16 protein-coding genes are annotated in these 17,154 nt (G+C 56.9%); 5 read left to right on the top strand and 11 right to left on the bottom strand.

Annotated elements, in window-relative coordinates; all coding sequences use genetic code 11:
- Positions 1 to 97 precede the first annotated feature (97 nt).
- From V6582_RS22810 to V6582_RS22780, 7 genes are all read right to left on the bottom strand, one after another.
- Entirely contained in the window at positions 98 to 1,177 is a 1,080-nt protein-coding gene (locus V6582_RS22810) for a lipocalin-like domain-containing protein (protein ID WP_156632684.1), read from the bottom strand.
- Positions 1,167 to 3,575, bottom strand: coding sequence for an ABC transporter permease (locus V6582_RS22805; protein WP_156632683.1), 2,409 nt, complete (start codon positions 3,573 to 3,575; stop codon positions 1,167 to 1,169). The genes V6582_RS22810 and V6582_RS22805 overlap by 11 nt, the downstream gene beginning before the upstream one ends.
- On the bottom strand, positions 3,575 to 4,231 hold the full coding sequence (locus V6582_RS22800) for an ABC transporter ATP-binding protein (protein ID WP_156632682.1): 657 nt from the start codon (positions 4,229 to 4,231) through the stop codon (positions 3,575 to 3,577). The genes V6582_RS22805 and V6582_RS22800 overlap by 1 nt, the downstream gene beginning before the upstream one ends.
- A 64-nt stretch (positions 4,232 to 4,295) precedes the next feature.
- Positions 4,296 to 4,844 (bottom strand): DNA-3-methyladenine glycosylase, encoded by a 549-nt coding sequence (locus V6582_RS22795; RefSeq protein WP_156632681.1) that lies wholly within the window; start codon positions 4,842 to 4,844, stop codon positions 4,296 to 4,298.
- 48 nt (positions 4,845 to 4,892) lie between these two features.
- Positions 4,893 to 5,135 (bottom strand): PilZ domain-containing protein, encoded by a 243-nt coding sequence (locus V6582_RS22790; protein WP_156632680.1) that lies wholly within the window; start codon positions 5,133 to 5,135, stop codon positions 4,893 to 4,895.
- Positions 5,136 to 5,229: 94 nt separating this feature from the next.
- Positions 5,230 to 6,045 (bottom strand): hypothetical protein, encoded by an 816-nt coding sequence (locus tag V6582_RS22785; protein WP_156632679.1) that lies wholly within the window; start codon positions 6,043 to 6,045, stop codon positions 5,230 to 5,232.
- Between the two features lie 301 nt (positions 6,046 to 6,346).
- The gene (locus tag V6582_RS22780; RefSeq protein ID WP_156632678.1) at positions 6,347 to 7,057 is read right to left on the bottom strand and encodes a GntR family transcriptional regulator; all 711 of its coding nucleotides are present in this window, start codon (positions 7,055 to 7,057) and stop codon (positions 6,347 to 6,349) included.
- Between the two features lie 266 nt (positions 7,058 to 7,323).
- Between V6582_RS22780 and V6582_RS22775 the strand changes: the two genes are divergently transcribed.
- From V6582_RS22775 to V6582_RS22755, 5 genes are all read left to right on the top strand, one after another.
- On the top strand, positions 7,324 to 8,412 hold the full coding sequence (locus V6582_RS22775; RefSeq protein ID WP_156632677.1) for an ABC transporter ATP-binding protein: 1,089 nt from the start codon (positions 7,324 to 7,326) through the stop codon (positions 8,410 to 8,412).
- Between the two features lie 28 nt (positions 8,413 to 8,440).
- Positions 8,441 to 9,730 carry an ABC transporter substrate-binding protein gene (locus V6582_RS22770; RefSeq protein WP_156632676.1) on the top strand — a complete coding sequence of 430 codons (1,290 nt, stop codon included), beginning with the start codon at positions 8,441 to 8,443 and terminating at the stop codon, positions 9,728 to 9,730.
- A gap of 78 nt (positions 9,731 to 9,808) precedes the next feature.
- The gene (locus V6582_RS22765) at positions 9,809 to 10,714 is read left to right on the top strand and encodes an ABC transporter permease (protein ID WP_156632675.1); all 906 of its coding nucleotides are present in this window, start codon (positions 9,809 to 9,811) and stop codon (positions 10,712 to 10,714) included.
- A 3-nt stretch (positions 10,715 to 10,717) separates the two neighbouring features.
- On the top strand, positions 10,718 to 11,536 hold the full coding sequence (locus V6582_RS22760; RefSeq protein ID WP_156632674.1) for an ABC transporter permease: 819 nt from the start codon (positions 10,718 to 10,720) through the stop codon (positions 11,534 to 11,536).
- Positions 11,537 to 11,561: 25 nt separating this feature from the next.
- Entirely contained in the window at positions 11,562 to 12,338 is a 777-nt protein-coding gene (locus V6582_RS22755) for an aspartate/glutamate racemase family protein (protein ID WP_156632673.1), read from the top strand.
- Here V6582_RS22755 and V6582_RS22750 read toward each other — a convergent pair.
- From V6582_RS22750 to rhaM, 4 genes are all read right to left on the bottom strand, one after another.
- Positions 12,271 to 14,160: a putative bifunctional diguanylate cyclase/phosphodiesterase gene (locus tag V6582_RS22750; RefSeq protein WP_156632672.1), complete on the bottom strand. Its 1,890-nt coding sequence runs from the start codon at positions 14,158 to 14,160 to the stop codon at positions 12,271 to 12,273. The two genes, V6582_RS22755 and V6582_RS22750, sit on opposite strands and share 68 nt — an antisense overlap.
- Positions 14,161 to 14,452: 292 nt before the next feature.
- Positions 14,453 to 15,304, bottom strand: a complete 852-nt coding sequence (locus V6582_RS22745; RefSeq protein WP_156632671.1) for a fumarylacetoacetate hydrolase family protein — start codon at positions 15,302 to 15,304, stop codon at positions 14,453 to 14,455.
- A 123-nt stretch (positions 15,305 to 15,427) separates the two neighbouring features.
- The gene (locus V6582_RS22740; RefSeq protein WP_156632670.1) at positions 15,428 to 16,834 is read right to left on the bottom strand and encodes an FGGY-family carbohydrate kinase; all 1,407 of its coding nucleotides are present in this window, start codon (positions 16,832 to 16,834) and stop codon (positions 15,428 to 15,430) included.
- Positions 16,831 to 17,154 (bottom strand): L-rhamnose mutarotase, encoded by a 324-nt coding sequence (gene rhaM / locus V6582_RS22735; protein ID WP_156632669.1) that lies wholly within the window; start codon positions 17,152 to 17,154, stop codon positions 16,831 to 16,833. The genes V6582_RS22740 and rhaM overlap by 4 nt, the downstream gene beginning before the upstream one ends.

Below are 17,154 nucleotides of genomic sequence, written 5' to 3'. Positions count from 1 at the left end.
CCATTCCGACCCCATGATTACCATGGGCCGGATGCTCGACCTACTGTAAATGCAGTAAAGCAAAGCGCATGCCATATGAACAAACGGCTGTCTGGGTTCAATACCCGGTCATTTCAAGATAGCCCGCACCAGCATGACTACCCGAAAAGCGGATCGGACCCTCCCAATAGGGAAAGGCCAGCGGCATCCAGCTTTGCGCATTCACGGGCGTTGTACGGATCGACATGGCTTTTTCAGGCAATTCCAATTGCCACTCCACTGGCATAGTGCGACCCGCAACCTGCATTTGCTTTAACACCGTCAGCTTGAGTGCGCCGGGCCGCATCGGCTCCGGCACACCTTCCGGCGTTATCCAGGTAGAGACGGTATAATCGTCACCCTTGCCACGCAGATGATAACCCATCAGTTTTGCGCCATTCTCAAAGTGAAGAGAGAACCAATCCCAGCCTTTTTGGTCGGCGGAGAGCGGTTGAGAAGACCATTCCCGGTCCAGCCAGGCCTTACCGGTTACCGGGACAGGGCCATTCGGCAGGTTCAAGACACCATTCACCGCATAGAAGGGTTGGGAATAATAATAGCTCGCCTGCCCTTCCGAAGATTTCACCGAGTAACCATGATCGCCCTGTGCCACCAGCGGACCGGTGGCATGTAGCGATAGATCGTAGGAAAAATCGACGCCTTTGGCCTTCATGGTCAAGGAGGACAAGGCATCGCCAGTGTTTTCGGCCTGAGGCCCTGCCGTGAGCGACCAATCGTCGATCCAGGCGGAAAACGGCGCAAGCGCCACGCCCGCCTGGCCTATTCCTCCACGCGCAAACTTTTCCGCAGCATAATGATGGTCCGCCGTGGTCAAAGCCGCATGGCCCATCCAGATTTGTGGGCTGTTCCAGCCCTCGGCCTCGCCCGGTTTCAATGCCGAACGAAACAGCGTCCATTGGATCCCGTAATCGCGCCCGTCCGGCCCGGTCAGATTGGCCGTCACATACCACCACTCGATCCGGTAATTGGGGTGCGGACCATGATCCATTGGAAAGGCAAGCGGCTGGCCTGGCTGCGGCAACGCGAAGCCGTCGCCAGCCTTGGCACCAAGACCGGCAAAGCCCTGGGCAAAAACCGGATTACCGCCAAGCAGCAGCACAAGAGCGAAAACCATGAACCGACGGATGTTAACGCTCATTGGCAAAGACTTTCAATAAATCCGATGGCTTCAATCGGGCAATACCAGCAAGTGGTACCAGGGCCGAGAGCAACGAAGCCAACAGTGCAAACCCTCCCAACCACAGCCACTGGACAGGAAAGACATGCATTGGCAAGCGCCAACCAAAAGCCTCGACATTGACCACCGCTAACAGAACCCAGGCCAGCCCAAGCCCTACAGGCAGCGCGGCAACGAGTGTAAAACCCGCAAGGATAAGAGTGCGGGCAAGCTCCAGCCCGGTTATCGCGCGACGGGTCAAACCCATTGCCCAGACGGGAGCGATCTGCGGCAACCGCATGCCTGACAGCGTCATAAGGCTAGCAAACATCGCAAGCCCAGCCACCCCCAGCGTCAATACATTCAGAGCGGCTGTAACGGCGAAGGTCTTTTCGAAAATCGCCAGTGATCGCGCCTTGATCACCGCCTGATCCACGACGTTATCGGGCGGCAAGCCGAATTCGGTCATCAAAGCCTCACGCAGAGCGCCGGTCTGCTCAGGCCGTATCCGCAGTCCAAACCGGAGGCGCGAGAGATCGGAAAAGCGGCTGACCAATTCCGATTGGGCGACAATCACATCCTCATTGGGATTGCCGTAATCGGAATAGACGCCGAGAATACGGGTCTTCCAGCCACCGGGCAGCGTGATCTTGTCACCCACCGCCAAGGCCTCGTGGCGCATCATCTGTTCATTGATCAACGCCCCCTCACCCCGCGCCAGCCTGTCCCACACATCCGGCGTGGCGGCAATCATCGGCCAATGATCACGGTAGGTCGCATCATCGACCACGCCATGAATAACCACGGTTTTGCCGCCGACCTCTCCTTGCGCATTCCAGATCGGCAGCACAGCCTTCACCCGAGGGGCAAGCCAGGTCTGCAAACGCTCGGCCTCGCCATCGTTGCGCGCCGTCACGTATAGCTCAGCGGCCAATCTTTGATCCAGCCAGCCGACAAAGGTCAGGCGAAAGCTGGACACCATGGTTCCCACCCCGACATTAGCCGATAGCGCCAGAAGAAGCGCCATCAAAGCCAGGGACAGGCTGGGCAATTGCTGTCGGGTATCGGCCCAGAACCATTGCCAAACAGGTCGCCTTGCCAGGAACTGCATCAGCCGCAGCACCGGCACCAAAACGACCGGCAAGGCCAACGCCGAGGCCAGCAAGAGCGCTCCCAACGTGGCAAAACCAGCCACCAGGCCATTGCCGAATTTCATCAAAATCAGCGTTGCCGCAAATAGCACTGACGAAGCCAGTGCCTGGAGAAACCAGGCGCGTTCCGAGGCTAAAGCCCAGGCGCGTGGCTGGGCCGGGGCCAGCAGAGGCATGCGCCAGACTTGCCAGAGACTTTGCCCGGCGGACGCTAGCGTGCCGACAACCGCAATACCGATCCCTGTCGCCCACCATTGGGGCCGAAAAGCCAGCGTGCCGGGAACATCGGCGCCATAAAGGCCCCTGAGGGTCAGCGCCACATCCGGCAGCAAGACAGAGGCAACGACATAGCCAAGCGCCACGCCCGCAACGCCCGCAGCCAATGCAAAGACCAGCAGCTCCAGGAAAAGCAGGAGCATCAAGGCGCTGGCCGAGAGACCGAGAGAGCGAAGCGTGCGAAAGGTGGGCCGTCTCTGCTCGAAAGCCAGCCGCACCGCCGCATAGACGATGAACAGGCCGACAACGAAGGACAGCAGTCCGAAGGCCGTCAGGTTGAGATGAAAACTGTCCGTCAACCGGGCAAGATCCCCTTCGCCATCAGGGGATTTCAGGCGCAGATCAGGCGCCAATGCCGCCAGTTGCGGTTGTGAAATCGGCTGTTCAGGCGAGACGATCAGCCGGGTCAACCCATCCCGCTGTGCCAATAAGGCTTGCGCCCGGCCAATATCGGTAAAGCCAGTCCCGAAAGGCAGATCCTTGACGATATTAAGTGGCGGCAGCGATTGCCCCTGAAGGGCATCTGCGGTGGCTTGCGAAACCGCGATCTGCCCCGGCGGCAAAAGGAAACGATTGATATTGCCATCACCGCGCAAATCGACAGGCTGGGCCACGGACGGGATCGTCAGGGGATCTATGCCGATCAGCCGCAGGCGAAACGTGCCAAGTCGCATTTCCCCCTCAACAACCGGGGAAACCAGCAGCCCCGCTCGCCGCAGCGTGACATAGGTCGAGATGGAGATGGGCTTGCCATCCTTGCTCTTGATGTCTGACAGGCGGTTTTGCCCCAGCATGGTGGCGGCCCGCGCATAAGAGGCTCGCGCCTCGGCATTGATCGCCTGCACCCCCGACCAAAGTGCTGTCGCCAGCGACAGACCGAGAAGCAGCATCGCCAATTGAAGCGGCTTGCGCCGCCAATGCGACAGCAAAGCCAGAAAAGCCGTGCGCAGCATCAGGCCACCCGCCCGGCACGCAAATGCAAGTTTTCATCCAGCATGGACGCCAACCGGGGGGAATGTGTCACCATCAACAAGGCTGCCCCCGTCTCCCGTACCAGAGATAGCATCAAGGCCATAACCGCATTGCCTGTCTCTTCATCGAGATTGCCCGTCGGCTCGTCAGCCAGAACCAGCTTTGGCCGAACCGCAAGTGTCCGACCGATGGCGACACGCTGTTGCTGGCCGCCGGAGAGCTGCTCGGGATAGCGCGCCAAAAGCGCGGAAAGCCCCAAACGTTCCGTCAATTCCGTCTGCCATTGGCCATCGTAACGCTCACCCAGCCGGGCATGAAAGGCCAGATTGGCTCGTACATCCAGCGAAGGGATCAAGTTGAACTGCTGAAAAATCAACCCAACTGTGCCACGACGCAACCGGGCCCGACCTTTATCGTCAAGCGTATCGATATCTTCACCATCCACGCAGAGCTTCCCGGCATCGGCGCTGTCCAGCCCGCCCGCCAGATGAAGCAATGTACTTTTGCCGCTGCCGGATTCCCCGGTCAATGCCATGGTTCGCCCTGCGGCCAGTGTCAGGCTGACACCTTTGAGAACCTCCAAAGGACCTTCCGATGTGCGGTATGTTTTTTTCACTGCATCCAGTACCAGCACCATCAGCTTATCCAGTCGTTTGCATGCTCATCAACGCGAGATATTAATCCGTCTGTCGGATATGGCGCTAGAGGGCAGTCCGGAAAGGCTTGCTGAGAAATTTAGACCCAGCCAAACCGAAGCGCCAGGGGTGATCGACAGCTTTGGTAATGCCAATGCGAGGACCGATCGTCACATCTGGACGGATTTTGGCAGGCACGAGCTGAAATGGCGGTAAGGCTAGAGGTAAGCCATCATGTTGAACGGTGATGCCCAATGCCTGGGCCAGACGGCCGGGCCCGGCGCATAGAAAACGCGGTGCCACGTTGCCACGCCGCATCTGCATGACATCCAAACCCTGGCTTGGTGCGAGCGCTCGGATCAAAACCGCACTGCCGGGCTGGCAAACGATATTCAAACACCAGTGAATTCCGTAGGAACGGTAGACATAGACACGTCCGGCTGGACCAAACATCGCATTATTGCGCGGTGTGGGCCCCCGGAAGCTATGGGATGCCGGATCGTCACGTTCATAGGCCTCGGTTTCGACGATCATGCCGCCGACACCCTCCACGAAAAGTTCAGCCCCGATCAGCTCGAGGGCAATATCGACAGCACTGCTGTTGAACTCAATCATGAACTGCTATCGAACTTTTCCATCTGTAGGACGCATTCTGAATGTCGGTCAGGCGAATTCCACGCCGATTTCGGTGACTTTCCGCCAACGGACGATACAGTGGACCTTGCGTCCGCCATCCAGCAGCAAATCGAATTCATCGGGAACATTGACAAAATTATCGCCAGCCAGCTTCGCGCCGCTGGAGGAAATATTCTTGACGGTGCAACTAAAGGTCGAAAATCCGTTTTTCAAGAGGATGCGGGCCGCTTGTAAAGTCCGTCCTCGATGATCTCTACGCTTATTCTCCATGTCCAACCCCCGCCGATCTCAGATCCAGACCATCCAGCAGTTATTACAATTGCATATAATGCCGATCACATCCGACCCGCCTGGCAACACTTTATTATCTCAGCAAAGTCGTAAATATTTCATCCATCTGCATGGCCATTGCTTTTGGGCTGACCTGATCGAGCAGATGATCCATGGCATGGCGGGCGCGCAGCCAATCATTTTTTCCATGGGTGCTGCGCGCCCGTTGCAAAACATCGATAATCTCGTCCTCTCCATCTCCTTGGACGAGATAGGGATAATCCTCACCCAGAAATGCGAGAGCATCGTCCTGAGCGGCATTTACCAGCACATTCGCACCACAGGCAGCCGCGATCACACCCTTAGTGAAGGGTTTATAGCACCTCGCCACCGTCTCGGTCTGGGGTGCGCGAATGCAGTAATGCAAACTGTAATCCCCCATACGTGCGATGATCTGGCGCATGGAATCGCTGAAAGCCGCATCATGAAAATCGACTGATTTTTCAATTTGTGGCGTCCTGACGGTATTTTTCAGAAAGCCGAAATAACCGGCGCGATAGTCGGCATGACGCTGGGTGCCCATGGCATAGATGCGTTCATCGGCACCATGCAGCAGCAGTCCTACCTGCCCTTTTGCCCCAGGCGTGTTTTTCAGCCTGTCGCGCATTGCATCACGCGCCGTATGTGAGCTGGCGAGATGCATATCGACATGATTGAAAACCATCTTGTCCAAAGGCGTATCGACATAGTCGAAACAGATGCCCCGGCTTCGACCATGCAAAACTTCCAGCGCTGATGCGCCAATGGAAAGCGCCGCCCGCTTGGTAAACACATAAATCGCATCTTTGGGCTGAAGGCTCGCCCAGAGCATTTGCAATCCAGGTATTCGCTTGTTCGGCAGGGCCTCCATTTCAAACTGGTATTTGTCGCCGAGATAGGGCCTCGTCAACCTTGACAGTTGAAATGACCGCATGGTCGTACTGCCGAATTTAACCGAGGACCGACGATAGACGAACCTCACTGGATAGAGCATTTCCAAAACCCGCCGCACTACTATGATCTGTCAGGCGGTGGAATCGCTGCCCAGGACAGACTATTCTCTCCAATGCCAAATTCAAGGACTACGACTCGCATCCTTGCCTGACTAGCACCTGAACCATTCAGCGCTGACTTGATCCTGACAACTCGGCTACAAAAAGGCCAAAAGGGCGTTAAAGCCCCAACGCATCTTTCAATGCCAGACCTTCCCGAACCCGCAAATCCAGATCCGCTTCGATATGATCGATGTGATGCAGCATCAGCGCACTCGCACGCTTGGCATCCCGCTGCGCGAGAGCCTCAAGTATCTGTTCATGCTCGTTATGACCGCAACTAGAGGCCCCGGAACCACCATAAAGTGCGATAACCAACGATGACCTGGCCACCAGTTCATCCATAAATTTTTGCAGAATGGCATTGCCGGCAACTTTGGCCAGCATCAGATGAAAATCGCCCGAGGCCTTTATCTCGGCGCGCCTCGCCGCAGGCCCGCGCTGGTGCAGATGGCGTTGTTCATCTTCCAACTGGGCACGAAAAGCCACCAGATCGGCCTCCGTCAGTTGCTCGACAGCTGCCAGAACGATACCCGGTTCGATCATTCGGCGGCAGGCAAACACCTGCACTGCTTCTTCGGGGCTCGGATTGGATACAAAAGCACCCCTGTTTCGTTCCGTCTTTATCAACCCCTCGAATGCAAGCATTTGCAAAGCGCTGCGCACAACGGTGCGACTGACATCGAACAGAAGACCCACTTCAGCCTCGGAGAGCTTGGTTCCAGGTGTCAAACGCCGATCTATAATGGCATTTCGCAGGGATTCCCGGATGGTGAATGCACGGTCTTCCAAATTTGAATCGTGAAAACTGATTTTTTCGTCAAGCTTCATAGCGTCACCCGTGCTGATGACTCCCTTTGTACATCGAACTCCCAAACTCGGAAAGTCACTGATTGCTGACAGGCAGAAAATCTATTGCGTACAATTTGACCATTGAGTGCAAACAATCGCACGCTTTTTGCGCAACAGTGGTGACGCTCCAAAAAATTCCGCAGGCAGTCAATAGAATAGCGCTACGATTTACCATGTTTTCCAAGAGCCAAGAGCATCTGGCACGTAAGATGCATGTAAAGCAGCGGTCATCAAGGGATCGCAGCATGAAACAAGCCGCCGCCATCGATATTGCCGCCGTTACCAAGGTTTACGGTCATACGACAGCCGTCCACAGCATCAGCCTGAAAATTCCGGCAGGCACCTATTGCTGCCTGCTCGGCCCTTCCGGTTGCGGCAAGACATCGACGTTACGGATGATTGCCGGACACGAGACCGTCACGACAGGCGATATCCTGCTGGGCAACACCAACATCACCGATCTGGCGCCCGCCGCACGCGGCACGGCGATGATGTTCCAGTCCTATGCGCTCTTTCCGCATCTCGACCTTACCGAAAATGTCGCCTTCAGCCTGAAAATGAAGGGCATAGACAAAGCCACCCGCCGCGCCAAGGCGATGGAGATGCTGCAATTGATGCAACTGGAGGCCTATGCGGACCGCCGCCCCGCCCAGCTTTCCGGCGGACAGCAGCAGCGTGTGGCACTGGCACGCGCCTTGATTACCGATCCGGAGGCCCTTCTTCTGGACGAGCCGCTGTCAGCACTCGACCCGTTTTTGAAAATCCGCATGCGGGCCGAGTTGAAGAAACTCCAGACTTCGCTTGGCATCACCTTCGTGCATGTTACCCATAGCCAGGAAGAGGCCATGGCGCTCGCAGATCTGATCGTGATCATGAACGATGGCCGCATCGAACAGGCTGCCGATCCTCGCACCGTATTCGAGCGACCGGCCTCGGCTTTCGTTGCCCGCTTCATGGGTGATCACAATGTCATTTCAGGCCGCGTTACCAGCGTTGCCGATGAGATCGCGATGATATCAGTCGCAGGCGGCGCGGATTTCGCGGCCACCGGCAAAGCCGTCATCGGCGAACCCGCCGATATCGCGGTGCGCACCGACCATGTGCGGATCGGCCAAAGCCAGGTCCCGGGCCTCGGCTTCACCGGCTCCGTCACCAATGTCGAATATCGCGGCTCCAGCGTGAAGCTGATGCTGAGTGGTGCGGGTATCGAAGACTTTACCGCCATCCTGACCGATGCCGCCTTCCACGCACATCCGGTCAAGGTGGGTGAGGCCATTGCCGTTTGCTGGGAGGCCGATGACGCCATCGTTCTCGGCAAACCGGCACAGAAATAATCAACCAATAAACCAGAGGAGAACTTCCATGACCGATACCAAAAAGCCAAAATCCGGCGTGACCCGCCGTTCGCTTTTGAAGACAGGGGCTGCGGCAGCGGGTCTTGCCGCCGGTTCCGGCGCCATTACCGGCTTTCCGACCATCTGGGCGCAGACCAAGATCACCCTTCGCCAATTCGGCACCGGTGTTTCAAACATCAATGCCATCGCTGAAAAGTGCAAGGCCGACCTCGGCATCACCCTGGAAATGACCGCAACGGATTCCGACGCCGCCGCCCAGCGCGCCGTGACCCAGCCGCACTCCTATGACATTGCCGATGTCGAATATTGGATTGCCAAGAAGGTCTTCCCATCCGGCGTCTTGCAGCCGATGGAAGTCAAGAAGCTCAAATATTTCGACAAGATCGTACCACTGTTCATCAACGGAAAGCTGAAGCCGGAAAGCGTCATTGCCCAGGGTACAGCGCCACACACCGTTGGCTTTGTCGAAAAGCCCGGCGCGAAAACCTTTGCCAAGGCGCCGACCGAGTGGATGACGATGGTGCCAACCATCTACAATGCCGACACGCTCGGCATCCGCCCAGACCTCGTTGGCCGCGACATCACCAGCTGGGCCGATATCATGGACCCCGCCTTCAAGGGCAAAACCTCGATCCTCAACATTCCATCGATCGGCATCATGGATGCCGCGATGATCATGGAAGCCATGGGCAATATCAAATATGCCGACAAGGGCAATATGACCAAGGCCGAGATCGACAAGACCATCGATTTCCTGATCAAGGCCAAGCAGAGCGGCCAGTTCCGTGCCTTCTGGAAGAGCTTCGATGAAAGCGTCAACCTGATGGCCTCGGGCGAAGTCGTCATCCAGTCCATGTGGTCGCCAGCCGTTGCCGCTGTCCGCTCCAAGGGCATCGCCTGCAAATATCAACCGCTGAAGGAAGGCTACCGCGCCTGGGGCGGCGGATTGGGGCTTGCTGCGCATCTGAAGGGCGCGCAGCTCGATGCGGCCTATGAATATATCAACTGGTACACGTCCGGCTGGGTCGGTGGCTATCTGAACCGCCAGGGCTATTATTCCGCCTGCATGGAAACCGCCAAGAACTTCATGTCCGCAGATGAATGGGGTTACTGGATCGAAGGCAAGCCCGCCCAGGGCGACATCATGTCTCCTGAAGGCAAGGTGATGGAAAAGGCCGGTGCCGTACGCGACGGCGGCTCCTTTGAAGAGCGCATGGGCAAGGTTGCCTGCTGGAACTCCGTCATGGACGAGGACCGCTACATGGTTCGCCGCTGGAACGAGTTCATCGCCGCCTGATCATATCAATAGAAACCATGTCTTCCCCGTTCGCGGGGAAGACCCACAGTAGCCCCGAAGACGACAGGGAGACGAGCGATGGCAACAGTGCGGTTTATAGGCGTCGGCGAGCCGAAGCCAAGGCGCGAAATTCGCGTGCCTGCCTGGCTGACGGCCTATCTCCAGGCAGCCCCCCTCGCGCTTATCCTCGGCGGCTTCCTGCTATTGCCAATCCTGATGATCGTCATCGTCAGCTTTTGGGATTATGATTTCGCCCAGATGTATCCCGGTTTTGTCACCTTCAATTATACGGAAACGCTTGGTTCCTGGGTCACCTGGAAAACCTATCTCAACACGCTGAAATTCGCTGCTATTGTCTGGCTCCTGACGCTGTTCATCGGTTTCTGGGTCGCTTATTTTCTGGCCTTCCACATCCGCAGCGCTGCCATGCAAAGCGTGCTTTTCCTGATCTGCACCGTACCGTTTCTGACGTCGAACATCATCCGAATGATTTCCTGGATTCCGGTTCTGGGACGCAATGGCTTGGTCAACCAGGCGCTGGTTGGCACCGGCATCATTCCTCAGCCGCTGGAGTGGCTGCTTTACTCAGACTTTGCCGTGGTGCTGGCCATGGTGCATCTCTACACTCTGTTCATGGTCACGCCGATCTTCAATACGCTGATGCGGATCGACAAGGCGCTGGTCGAAGCCGCAAGAGACGCAGGTGCTTCGAGCCTGCAAATCCTCACCAATGTCATTCTGCCGCTCGCCAAGCCCGGCATGGCTATCGGCACGATTTTCGTCGTCACCTTGACCATGGCCGATTTCTCCACCGTGCAGGTGATGTCCGGCGGCCAGAGCGCCTCGGTGGCGCTGATCATGAAGAACCAGATGTCACTGCTGCAATATCCCGCTGCTGCCGCCAATGCCGTGGTGCTGCTGATCCTCGTCCTGCTGATGGTCGCCGGGATCTTGCGCATCGTCGATATCCGCAAGGAGCTGTAAGCCATGATCAGGGAAAAACGCAGCCGAGAATTCTATCTGCTCGCCATATTCTTTGCCCTCTTCGTACTGTTTCTCTATGGCCCCCTATCAGCGATCCTGATCCTGTCGTTCCAGGGAGAAAATGGTGGCCTGACCTTTCCGCTCAATGGCGTTTCACTGCATTGGTTTGCCAATCTATTCGAAACCCAGGCCGTCGGCGATTTTGGCGGCGCCATCAAACGCTCGATCACCCTCGGGTTGATGGTGATGGTGGTCACCGTACTGGTGTCGCTGCTGGCAGGCCTGGCATTTCGCCGCAAGTTTTATGGAGCGACGGTGTTGTTCTATCTGGCCGTTGCCAGCCTGGTCGTGCCGTCGATCATCATTTCACTTGGCATCGGGGTCGTCTTCCAGCAATTGGGCTTCCAGCCAAACTGGTACAGTTCCGCCTTCGGGGCGCATTTGACCTGGACCCTGCCCTTTGGTGTGTTGATCATGTTCGCTGTCTTCAACCGCTTTTCACCCGCCTATGAAGAGGCAGCCCGCGACCTTGGCGCTTCCTCCTGGCAAACCTTTCGCTACGTGTTGCTGCCGATGATCGCGCCCAGCCTGATCGGTGTCGGCCTGTTTGGCTTCTCGCTCTCCTATGACGAATTCGCGCGAACGCTGATGACATCAGGCAGCTTCAACACTCTGCCACTGGAAATCTACGGCATGACGACCAATGTCACCACACCGGTTCTCTATGCGCTGGGTACGGTGACCACGGTGTTTTCCTTCCTGGTCATTGCCATGACGATTTTCCTCATTCGCCGTGTCAGCCGCCCTCGTGGCCATGCCTGAGTGGGCAACCCTCGATCGGATTTTCATGCGCATTCTGCTTATCAATCCCAATACAACGGCAAGCATGACGGCGACGGCTGCGGACGCGGCCCGCCGCGTTGCGCATGCAGGCACAGAAATCCTGCCCCGCACCTCGCAGATGGGGCCGGTTTCCATCGAGGGCTATTATGACGAGGCGCTGGCTGTACCCGGCTTGCTGGTAGAGCTCGCCCACGGGGAAAAACAGGGCGCGGACGCCGCCATTATCGCCTGTTTCGACGATACCGGTCTTGATGCCGCCCGTGCATTGGCCGGTATTCCCGTCATCGGCATTTGTGAGGCAGCGATTGCGACGGTCAGCTTCATTGCCCAGAAATTCAGCGTGGTAACGACCATGGAACGGTCGCGCTTGCCCATCGAACACCTCGTTCGCCGTTATGGCGCATCCGACCGTTGCAAGGTGCGCGCCGCCGATATTCCGGTTCTCTCGCTGGAAGATCCATCCTCGAACGCAAGGGAACGGCTACGAGCGGAGATTGCCAGAGCGCTGGCGCAGGACGATGCGGAAGCCATCATTCTAGGATGTGCCGGTATGGCCGATCTGACGGAAGCCTTGAGCAGGGAGTTCGGCGTTCCGGTCATTGATGGCGTCGCCTGTGCGGTCAAGCAGGCGGAGGCGCTGGTTTCCCTCGGACTGCGGACGGCGAAAAACAATGCCTATGCCACACCGGTCAACAAGCCCTATCTCGGTTTGCTTAAAGCGTTCGAGCCGGCTGTTTTATCGGCAGACAAAGCTGCCGAGAATCAGCAGACAGGTCATTGAAAAAGCGCGTATTTAAAGAGTTGCGCAATACCGATGGAAGTTGGCCAAGAGACTTGCGGCGCAGCATGGCTGCCGCTTCCTTGCGATCTACCGCCTTGGAGAAGAGATAGCCCTGCCCCTCCTCGCATCCGAGCCGCAAAAGCAAATCACGCTGTTCCTGTGTTTCGATACCCTCCGCGATAACGCGGAAATTCAAACGGTCCGAAATCGACAATAGCCCGCCGACGATGACTGAAGCCGGCTCTTCCTCCAGCAACCGGGCAATGAAAGAGCGATCGATTTTGATAATATCGAGCGGAACGGTCAGAAGATGCGTCAAGGATGCAAAACCGGTGCCGAAATCGTCGAGAGCCACCAGCATGCCTGCCTGACGCAACTGCTTGATCTGGTCCACGACATTGCGCTCGCGATTGCCCAGATAAATCGACTCTGTCAATTCAACGACAATGCGATCTACCGCGACACCAACCTTGTCCATTGCGCCAACAATCCGCTCGGTCAGCGAGCCATCCAGAAAATCGCCCGCTGATACGTTCAGACCGATACGGCCGAATTCAAGTCCACTGTCCAGCCAATCGCGCGCATCCCGCGCCACATTCTCCAACACGCAAGCCGTCAGTGCCCGGGCCAGATGAACGTCGCTGGTTGCTTCATGAAAATGCGAGGCGGAAATGATATCGCCGTTACGGCTGGCAAGCCGGCTGAGAGCCTCAAACCCGACAACGGAACCGGAGGCTAGATCGACCACCGGCTGATAATAGGTCTCGATCCGATGTTCCCGCAATGCTTCGCTCACCTGCTGGAAAGAGCGGAACCGGCGGGCTATCGTCGAAACTGAACCAACCGAATATTCAACAAACTGACCGCGACAGCGTTCCTTGGCTTCATAAAGCGCAAAATCGGCATTCTGGCGAACATCGTCAACGCTCTGCCCATCGCGCGCCACCGCGCCGCCTATGGTTCCAGCTGGATAAACCGTCTGGCCCGCGCAAATGCAGGGCTCTTTCAGCACGGCCAGGACATGAGCCGCATGGTAGCCGAGATCTACACAATCGACCCCGCGGACGATCAGAGCAAATTCGTCTCCACCGAGCCGGAATGCGGTGTCGCAATCCGTTATCGCTTTCAGGCGCAAACCAACCGTGCGGATCAGATCATCGCCAGCCTGATGGCCGAATGTATCGTTCACCTGCTTGAGATTATCGAGATCCACCAGCAGCAATCCCCATGGATTGCGCTCCACATCTTCATTGATCACGGCTTCATTGAAGCCCGTGCGATTTGGCAATCCCGTCAGCACATCGGTATAGGCAAGCCGTCTGCGCTCCTTCATTCGTAACTCGCGTTCCAAGCCGATTGCGCAAAGATGCACACAGGCAGAAACAATGCTTTCCTCGATTTCGCTCGGACCGCGCTTTTGGCGGAAATAAAAGGCAAACGTACCCAATACCCGGCCATCGGAAATAATCGGCGTTGACCAGCACGCCAGAAACCCCAGTGGTAACGCGAGACCCTTGAACTCAGCCCAGAATGGATCGTTTTCAATGTCGGTCACCAGCACCGGACGACCACGAAACGCCGCCGTGCCGCAAGAACCGACACCTTCGCCGCAGGCCAACCCATTGATCGCCTGGGAATAATGTTCGGGAATGGACGGTCCGGCAAGATGATGAAGGCGCCCCATATCGTCCAATGTCAAAACGGAACAGACAATGTCATTAATAATCGTCTCAACGGAGCGACAGAGGAAATCAACGGTCTCTGCCAAGGGGTCACCTCTGGCGATCTTCTCCAAGATCCTGTTTTGCAGCTTGATCAACATGTATCCCCATTCCCTTTCACTGACCTAGCTTAACCAATAGGAATTAAGGGGCAGTTACAAACATTCGAACTTTCTTTAATACATGATGTAGCGCAGAAACGCGGGCCGGAAAGCACAGCTCCCGGCTCCGTTCTAACAATGATTTACAAATTGAAAAAAATTCCGTTCCATTTTGCGGGCCGGAAAACATGGCCTGAGCGCTCAATCGCGGCACGGCCTTGCGGCAAAGGCACCCCCGCAAAGGGCCATTCTGGACGGGCGCAAGAAAGCCCGCCCAGAAAAGGCTATCGCTTTAAAGCGCGCCGATCACCGGGTTGACGAGCAGGCCAACACCAGGAATATCCACCTCGAACACATCGCCCGCCTTCATGTACAACGGCGGCTCGCGTCTTTCACCGACGCCACCAGGCGTTCCAGTGACGATTACATCGCCTGCCGACAAGGGTGTGAAGGCGGAAAGATAAGCAATCAGCGCCGGAATGGGGAAAATCAGATCGGCCAGCGTCGCCTGCTGAACGATCTCGCCGTTCAGGCGCCCCGTGATGGAAAGCTGGGTATAATCCTCCACCTCATCCGGCGTCACCAAAGCCGGACCGAAAGCGCCAGTCGCCGGAAAATTCTTGCCCGGCGCAAATTGTGAACTATGGCGCTGCCAATCGCGCACCGAACCGTCGTGATAGCAGGAATAACCAGCAATATGCTGCATGGCATCTTCCTCACTGATATCGCGTCCGCCGCGGCCGATCACCACAGCAAGCTCCGCTTCGAAATCGAGGCACTCGGATTGGCTTGGCTTGATCATCGGTTGGCCATGGCCAATCTGGCTATCGGCAAAGCGAATGAAAACGGTTGGATGACCAACTTCAGGCCGTTTGGTTTCCTCCCGATGGGCGACATAATTGACGCCGATGCACAGGATCTTGGCCGGATCAGGAATGACCGGCAGCAGAGTAACATCCGAAAATGCCAGTTCCGGTTTGCGGTCACCGGCATAGTCGGCGGCGATTTCCAGGAGATCGTCCAGGATCGCCTGTTTCAGGGTCAGGCAATCATAGCTGAGACGACCGGTAAGATCGACGATGCCACCGCCGACCACCGCGCCGAATCCGGCCCGGCCAAGTCGGGTAAAACTGACGAATTTCATGAGGATGTCTCCGATCTGCATGCTGAAATCACGATGCGACTGGTTCCCATCGGAACAAGCCACCATCACCGTATGTCTAACAAGCCGACAAACACAAACCAAGCGGGTAAAATCACCCGCACTTCACGTTGGCGTGGAGGCTTCAGGAAAGAGCATGCCGCACCGATCCTGAAAGTCCTGAAAATAAGTCTTCAAATCAAGCTGATCCTGGCCGACATGGATCTCACCCGGCACAGGCACTGCCATGCCTGTCAACAGCGCGGCCCCTTCCGCGGTCCCGGTCGGCGTTCCGCCTTCAGCCACCACAACCTCACGCCCGGCACAGGCGGCAAGAGCGCGAAGGTAGAGACGGTTTTTGGCAAACGGCCCTTCGACGAGAACAGGGCCTGTCGCGCCAATCAACGACAGCGAAGATGCCGTCATCATCGCCGTATAAAGGCTCGCCGCTGCATAGAACTGTGCCGCGCCTTCCGGCATCACTGTCCATCCACCGTTTCGGGTCGGATAAGGACCGGAGCCCTTGACCACGCTTGGCAGGCGCATGACATCACCGCTGATCACCTGCTCTGCCGCCCGCTCGATCTCAACCTCATCCGGGGCCGCCAATCCCTGGGTCAGTATTTCGAATTCCCGTCCGCCCATATAGCGGCACGAGGGCACGGCCTGGCCATGCGCATCGACATTGGCCAAGGTATCGCGAACCGGATCGAGATGCGCGACAGTGCTGCCGACTGCAAATCCGATGATCCAGGTGCCGGTGGAAACCACAGCGAAAGGCTTTTCACGCCGCAACAAATGCGGCAGCAGCGACGCATTGCTATCGTGAATGCCGCAATAGACAGAAATGGGGCGTGAGAGCCCTATCTGTTCGGCCAGTGATTGCGTGACATCCCCCAAAGCATCGAAAGCCGAACGCAAAGGAGCGAGATACGGACCAAGTTCCAATCGCTCGACCAGGCTTGAATAACAGCCCTGCTGCGGTTGCCATAAATCCGTATGGCATCCAAGTGACGTCGCCTCATTCGCCGTCACGCCGGTCAGTCTGAAAGCCCAATATTGCGGATAGGTGACAATGGTCGCAACCCTGGCAAAAAGCTCAGGAAAGGCGGTCTTCTGGTAATGCAACTGGGCGCCGAGGTTGAGGCCGCCCGGCAGGCGCGGTGAAAATGTGTCCTCAAATCCCGGTCGCAGGGCCTCATACGCTTGAATAATCGCTTCTGGATAGCGGTATTCGTAATCCAGCACCGGCATTGACAGTTCACCGTCAGCGCCAAGCAGGGCAGCACTTGCGCCATGGGTGGTGATGGAAATTGCCTCGAAACCCGGCCCGGCAGCGAAGGCTTTCAAGGCGTCCAGGATAAAGGACCACAGCTTGTCCGTATCGAAATGCGGATAAGGCCCCTCCCCTACAACTGTATTTGGCATACGCCGACAGCCAAGCTCCAACCCCGTCGAGGCCTGCAAGACGACGACCTTGGCATTGGTCTTGCCAATATCGATGACGGCGACGGTTTCGGATATCCTGCTCATGGCATGTAAAACACCGGCACGAGATCGACAGCGACCGGCGACCCATCCGGATTGGTCGCCATGATATCACCCATATGCGCCCACCAGCGCTGCATGACCGGGTGCTCAGGCAGTGCGGCCATGCCGTGGCTTTTGTGACGGGTCAGCAGGCCGAAGAGTGTGTTTGTTTCCCGGTCGAGGTGGATGGAATAATCACTGACGCCAGCCTCATGCAACAGAGCAACCAGTTCGGGCCAGATTGCATCGTGCCTCTTTTTATATTCGGCCTCCATGCCTGGATGGAGCTGCATCTTGAAGGCATATTTTTCTGTTTCTGCCAT

It is taken from the genome of Agrobacterium vitis, assembly GCF_037039395.1.
Classification (GTDB): Bacteria; Pseudomonadota; Alphaproteobacteria; order Rhizobiales; family Rhizobiaceae; genus Allorhizobium; species Allorhizobium vitis_E.
Note: the sequence above shows the minus strand (reverse complement) of the source record. Positions and strands in the feature narration are given on the sequence as shown.

What these genes read in the sequence shown, in the direction of transcription:
- V6582_RS22805 (WP_156632683.1), bottom strand. Translation starts at nt 3,575, where the DNA reads ATGCTGCGCACGGCTTTTCTGGCTTTGCTGTCGCATTGGCGGCGCAAG.
- rhaM (WP_156632669.1), bottom strand. Translation starts at nt 17,154, where the DNA reads ATGGCAGAAACAGAAAAATATGCCTTCAAGATGCAGCTCCATCCAGGC.
- V6582_RS22775 (WP_156632677.1), top strand. Translation starts at nt 7,324, where the DNA reads ATGAAACAAGCCGCCGCCATCGATATTGCCGCCGTTACCAAGGTTTAC.
- V6582_RS22770 (WP_156632676.1), top strand. Translation starts at nt 8,441, where the DNA reads ATGACCGATACCAAAAAGCCAAAATCCGGCGTGACCCGCCGTTCGCTT.
- V6582_RS22745 (WP_156632671.1), bottom strand. Translation starts at nt 15,304, where the DNA reads ATGAAATTCGTCAGTTTTACCCGACTTGGCCGGGCCGGATTCGGCGCG.
- V6582_RS22785 (WP_156632679.1), bottom strand. Translation starts at nt 6,045, where the DNA reads ATGGAGGCCCTGCCGAACAAGCGAATACCTGGATTGCAAATGCTCTGG.
- V6582_RS22780 (WP_156632678.1), bottom strand. Translation starts at nt 7,057, where the DNA reads ATGAAGCTTGACGAAAAAATCAGTTTTCACGATTCAAATTTGGAAGAC.
- V6582_RS22755 (WP_156632673.1), top strand. Translation starts at nt 11,562, where the DNA reads ATGCGCATTCTGCTTATCAATCCCAATACAACGGCAAGCATGACGGCG.
- V6582_RS22790 (WP_156632680.1), bottom strand. Translation starts at nt 5,135, where the DNA reads ATGGAGAATAAGCGTAGAGATCATCGAGGACGGACTTTACAAGCGGCC.
- V6582_RS22765 (WP_156632675.1), top strand. Translation starts at nt 9,809, where the DNA reads ATGGCAACAGTGCGGTTTATAGGCGTCGGCGAGCCGAAGCCAAGGCGC.
- V6582_RS22795 (WP_156632681.1), bottom strand. Translation starts at nt 4,844, where the DNA reads ATGATTGAGTTCAACAGCAGTGCTGTCGATATTGCCCTCGAGCTGATC.
- V6582_RS22800 (WP_156632682.1), bottom strand. Translation starts at nt 4,231, where the DNA reads ATGGTGCTGGTACTGGATGCAGTGAAAAAAACATACCGCACATCGGAA.
- V6582_RS22750 (WP_156632672.1), bottom strand. Translation starts at nt 14,160, where the DNA reads ATGTTGATCAAGCTGCAAAACAGGATCTTGGAGAAGATCGCCAGAGGT.
- V6582_RS22760 (WP_156632674.1), top strand. Translation starts at nt 10,718, where the DNA reads ATGATCAGGGAAAAACGCAGCCGAGAATTCTATCTGCTCGCCATATTC.
- V6582_RS22740 (WP_156632670.1), bottom strand. Translation starts at nt 16,834, where the DNA reads ATGAGCAGGATATCCGAAACCGTCGCCGTCATCGATATTGGCAAGACC.
- V6582_RS22810 (WP_156632684.1), bottom strand. Translation starts at nt 1,177, where the DNA reads ATGAGCGTTAACATCCGTCGGTTCATGGTTTTCGCTCTTGTGCTGCTG.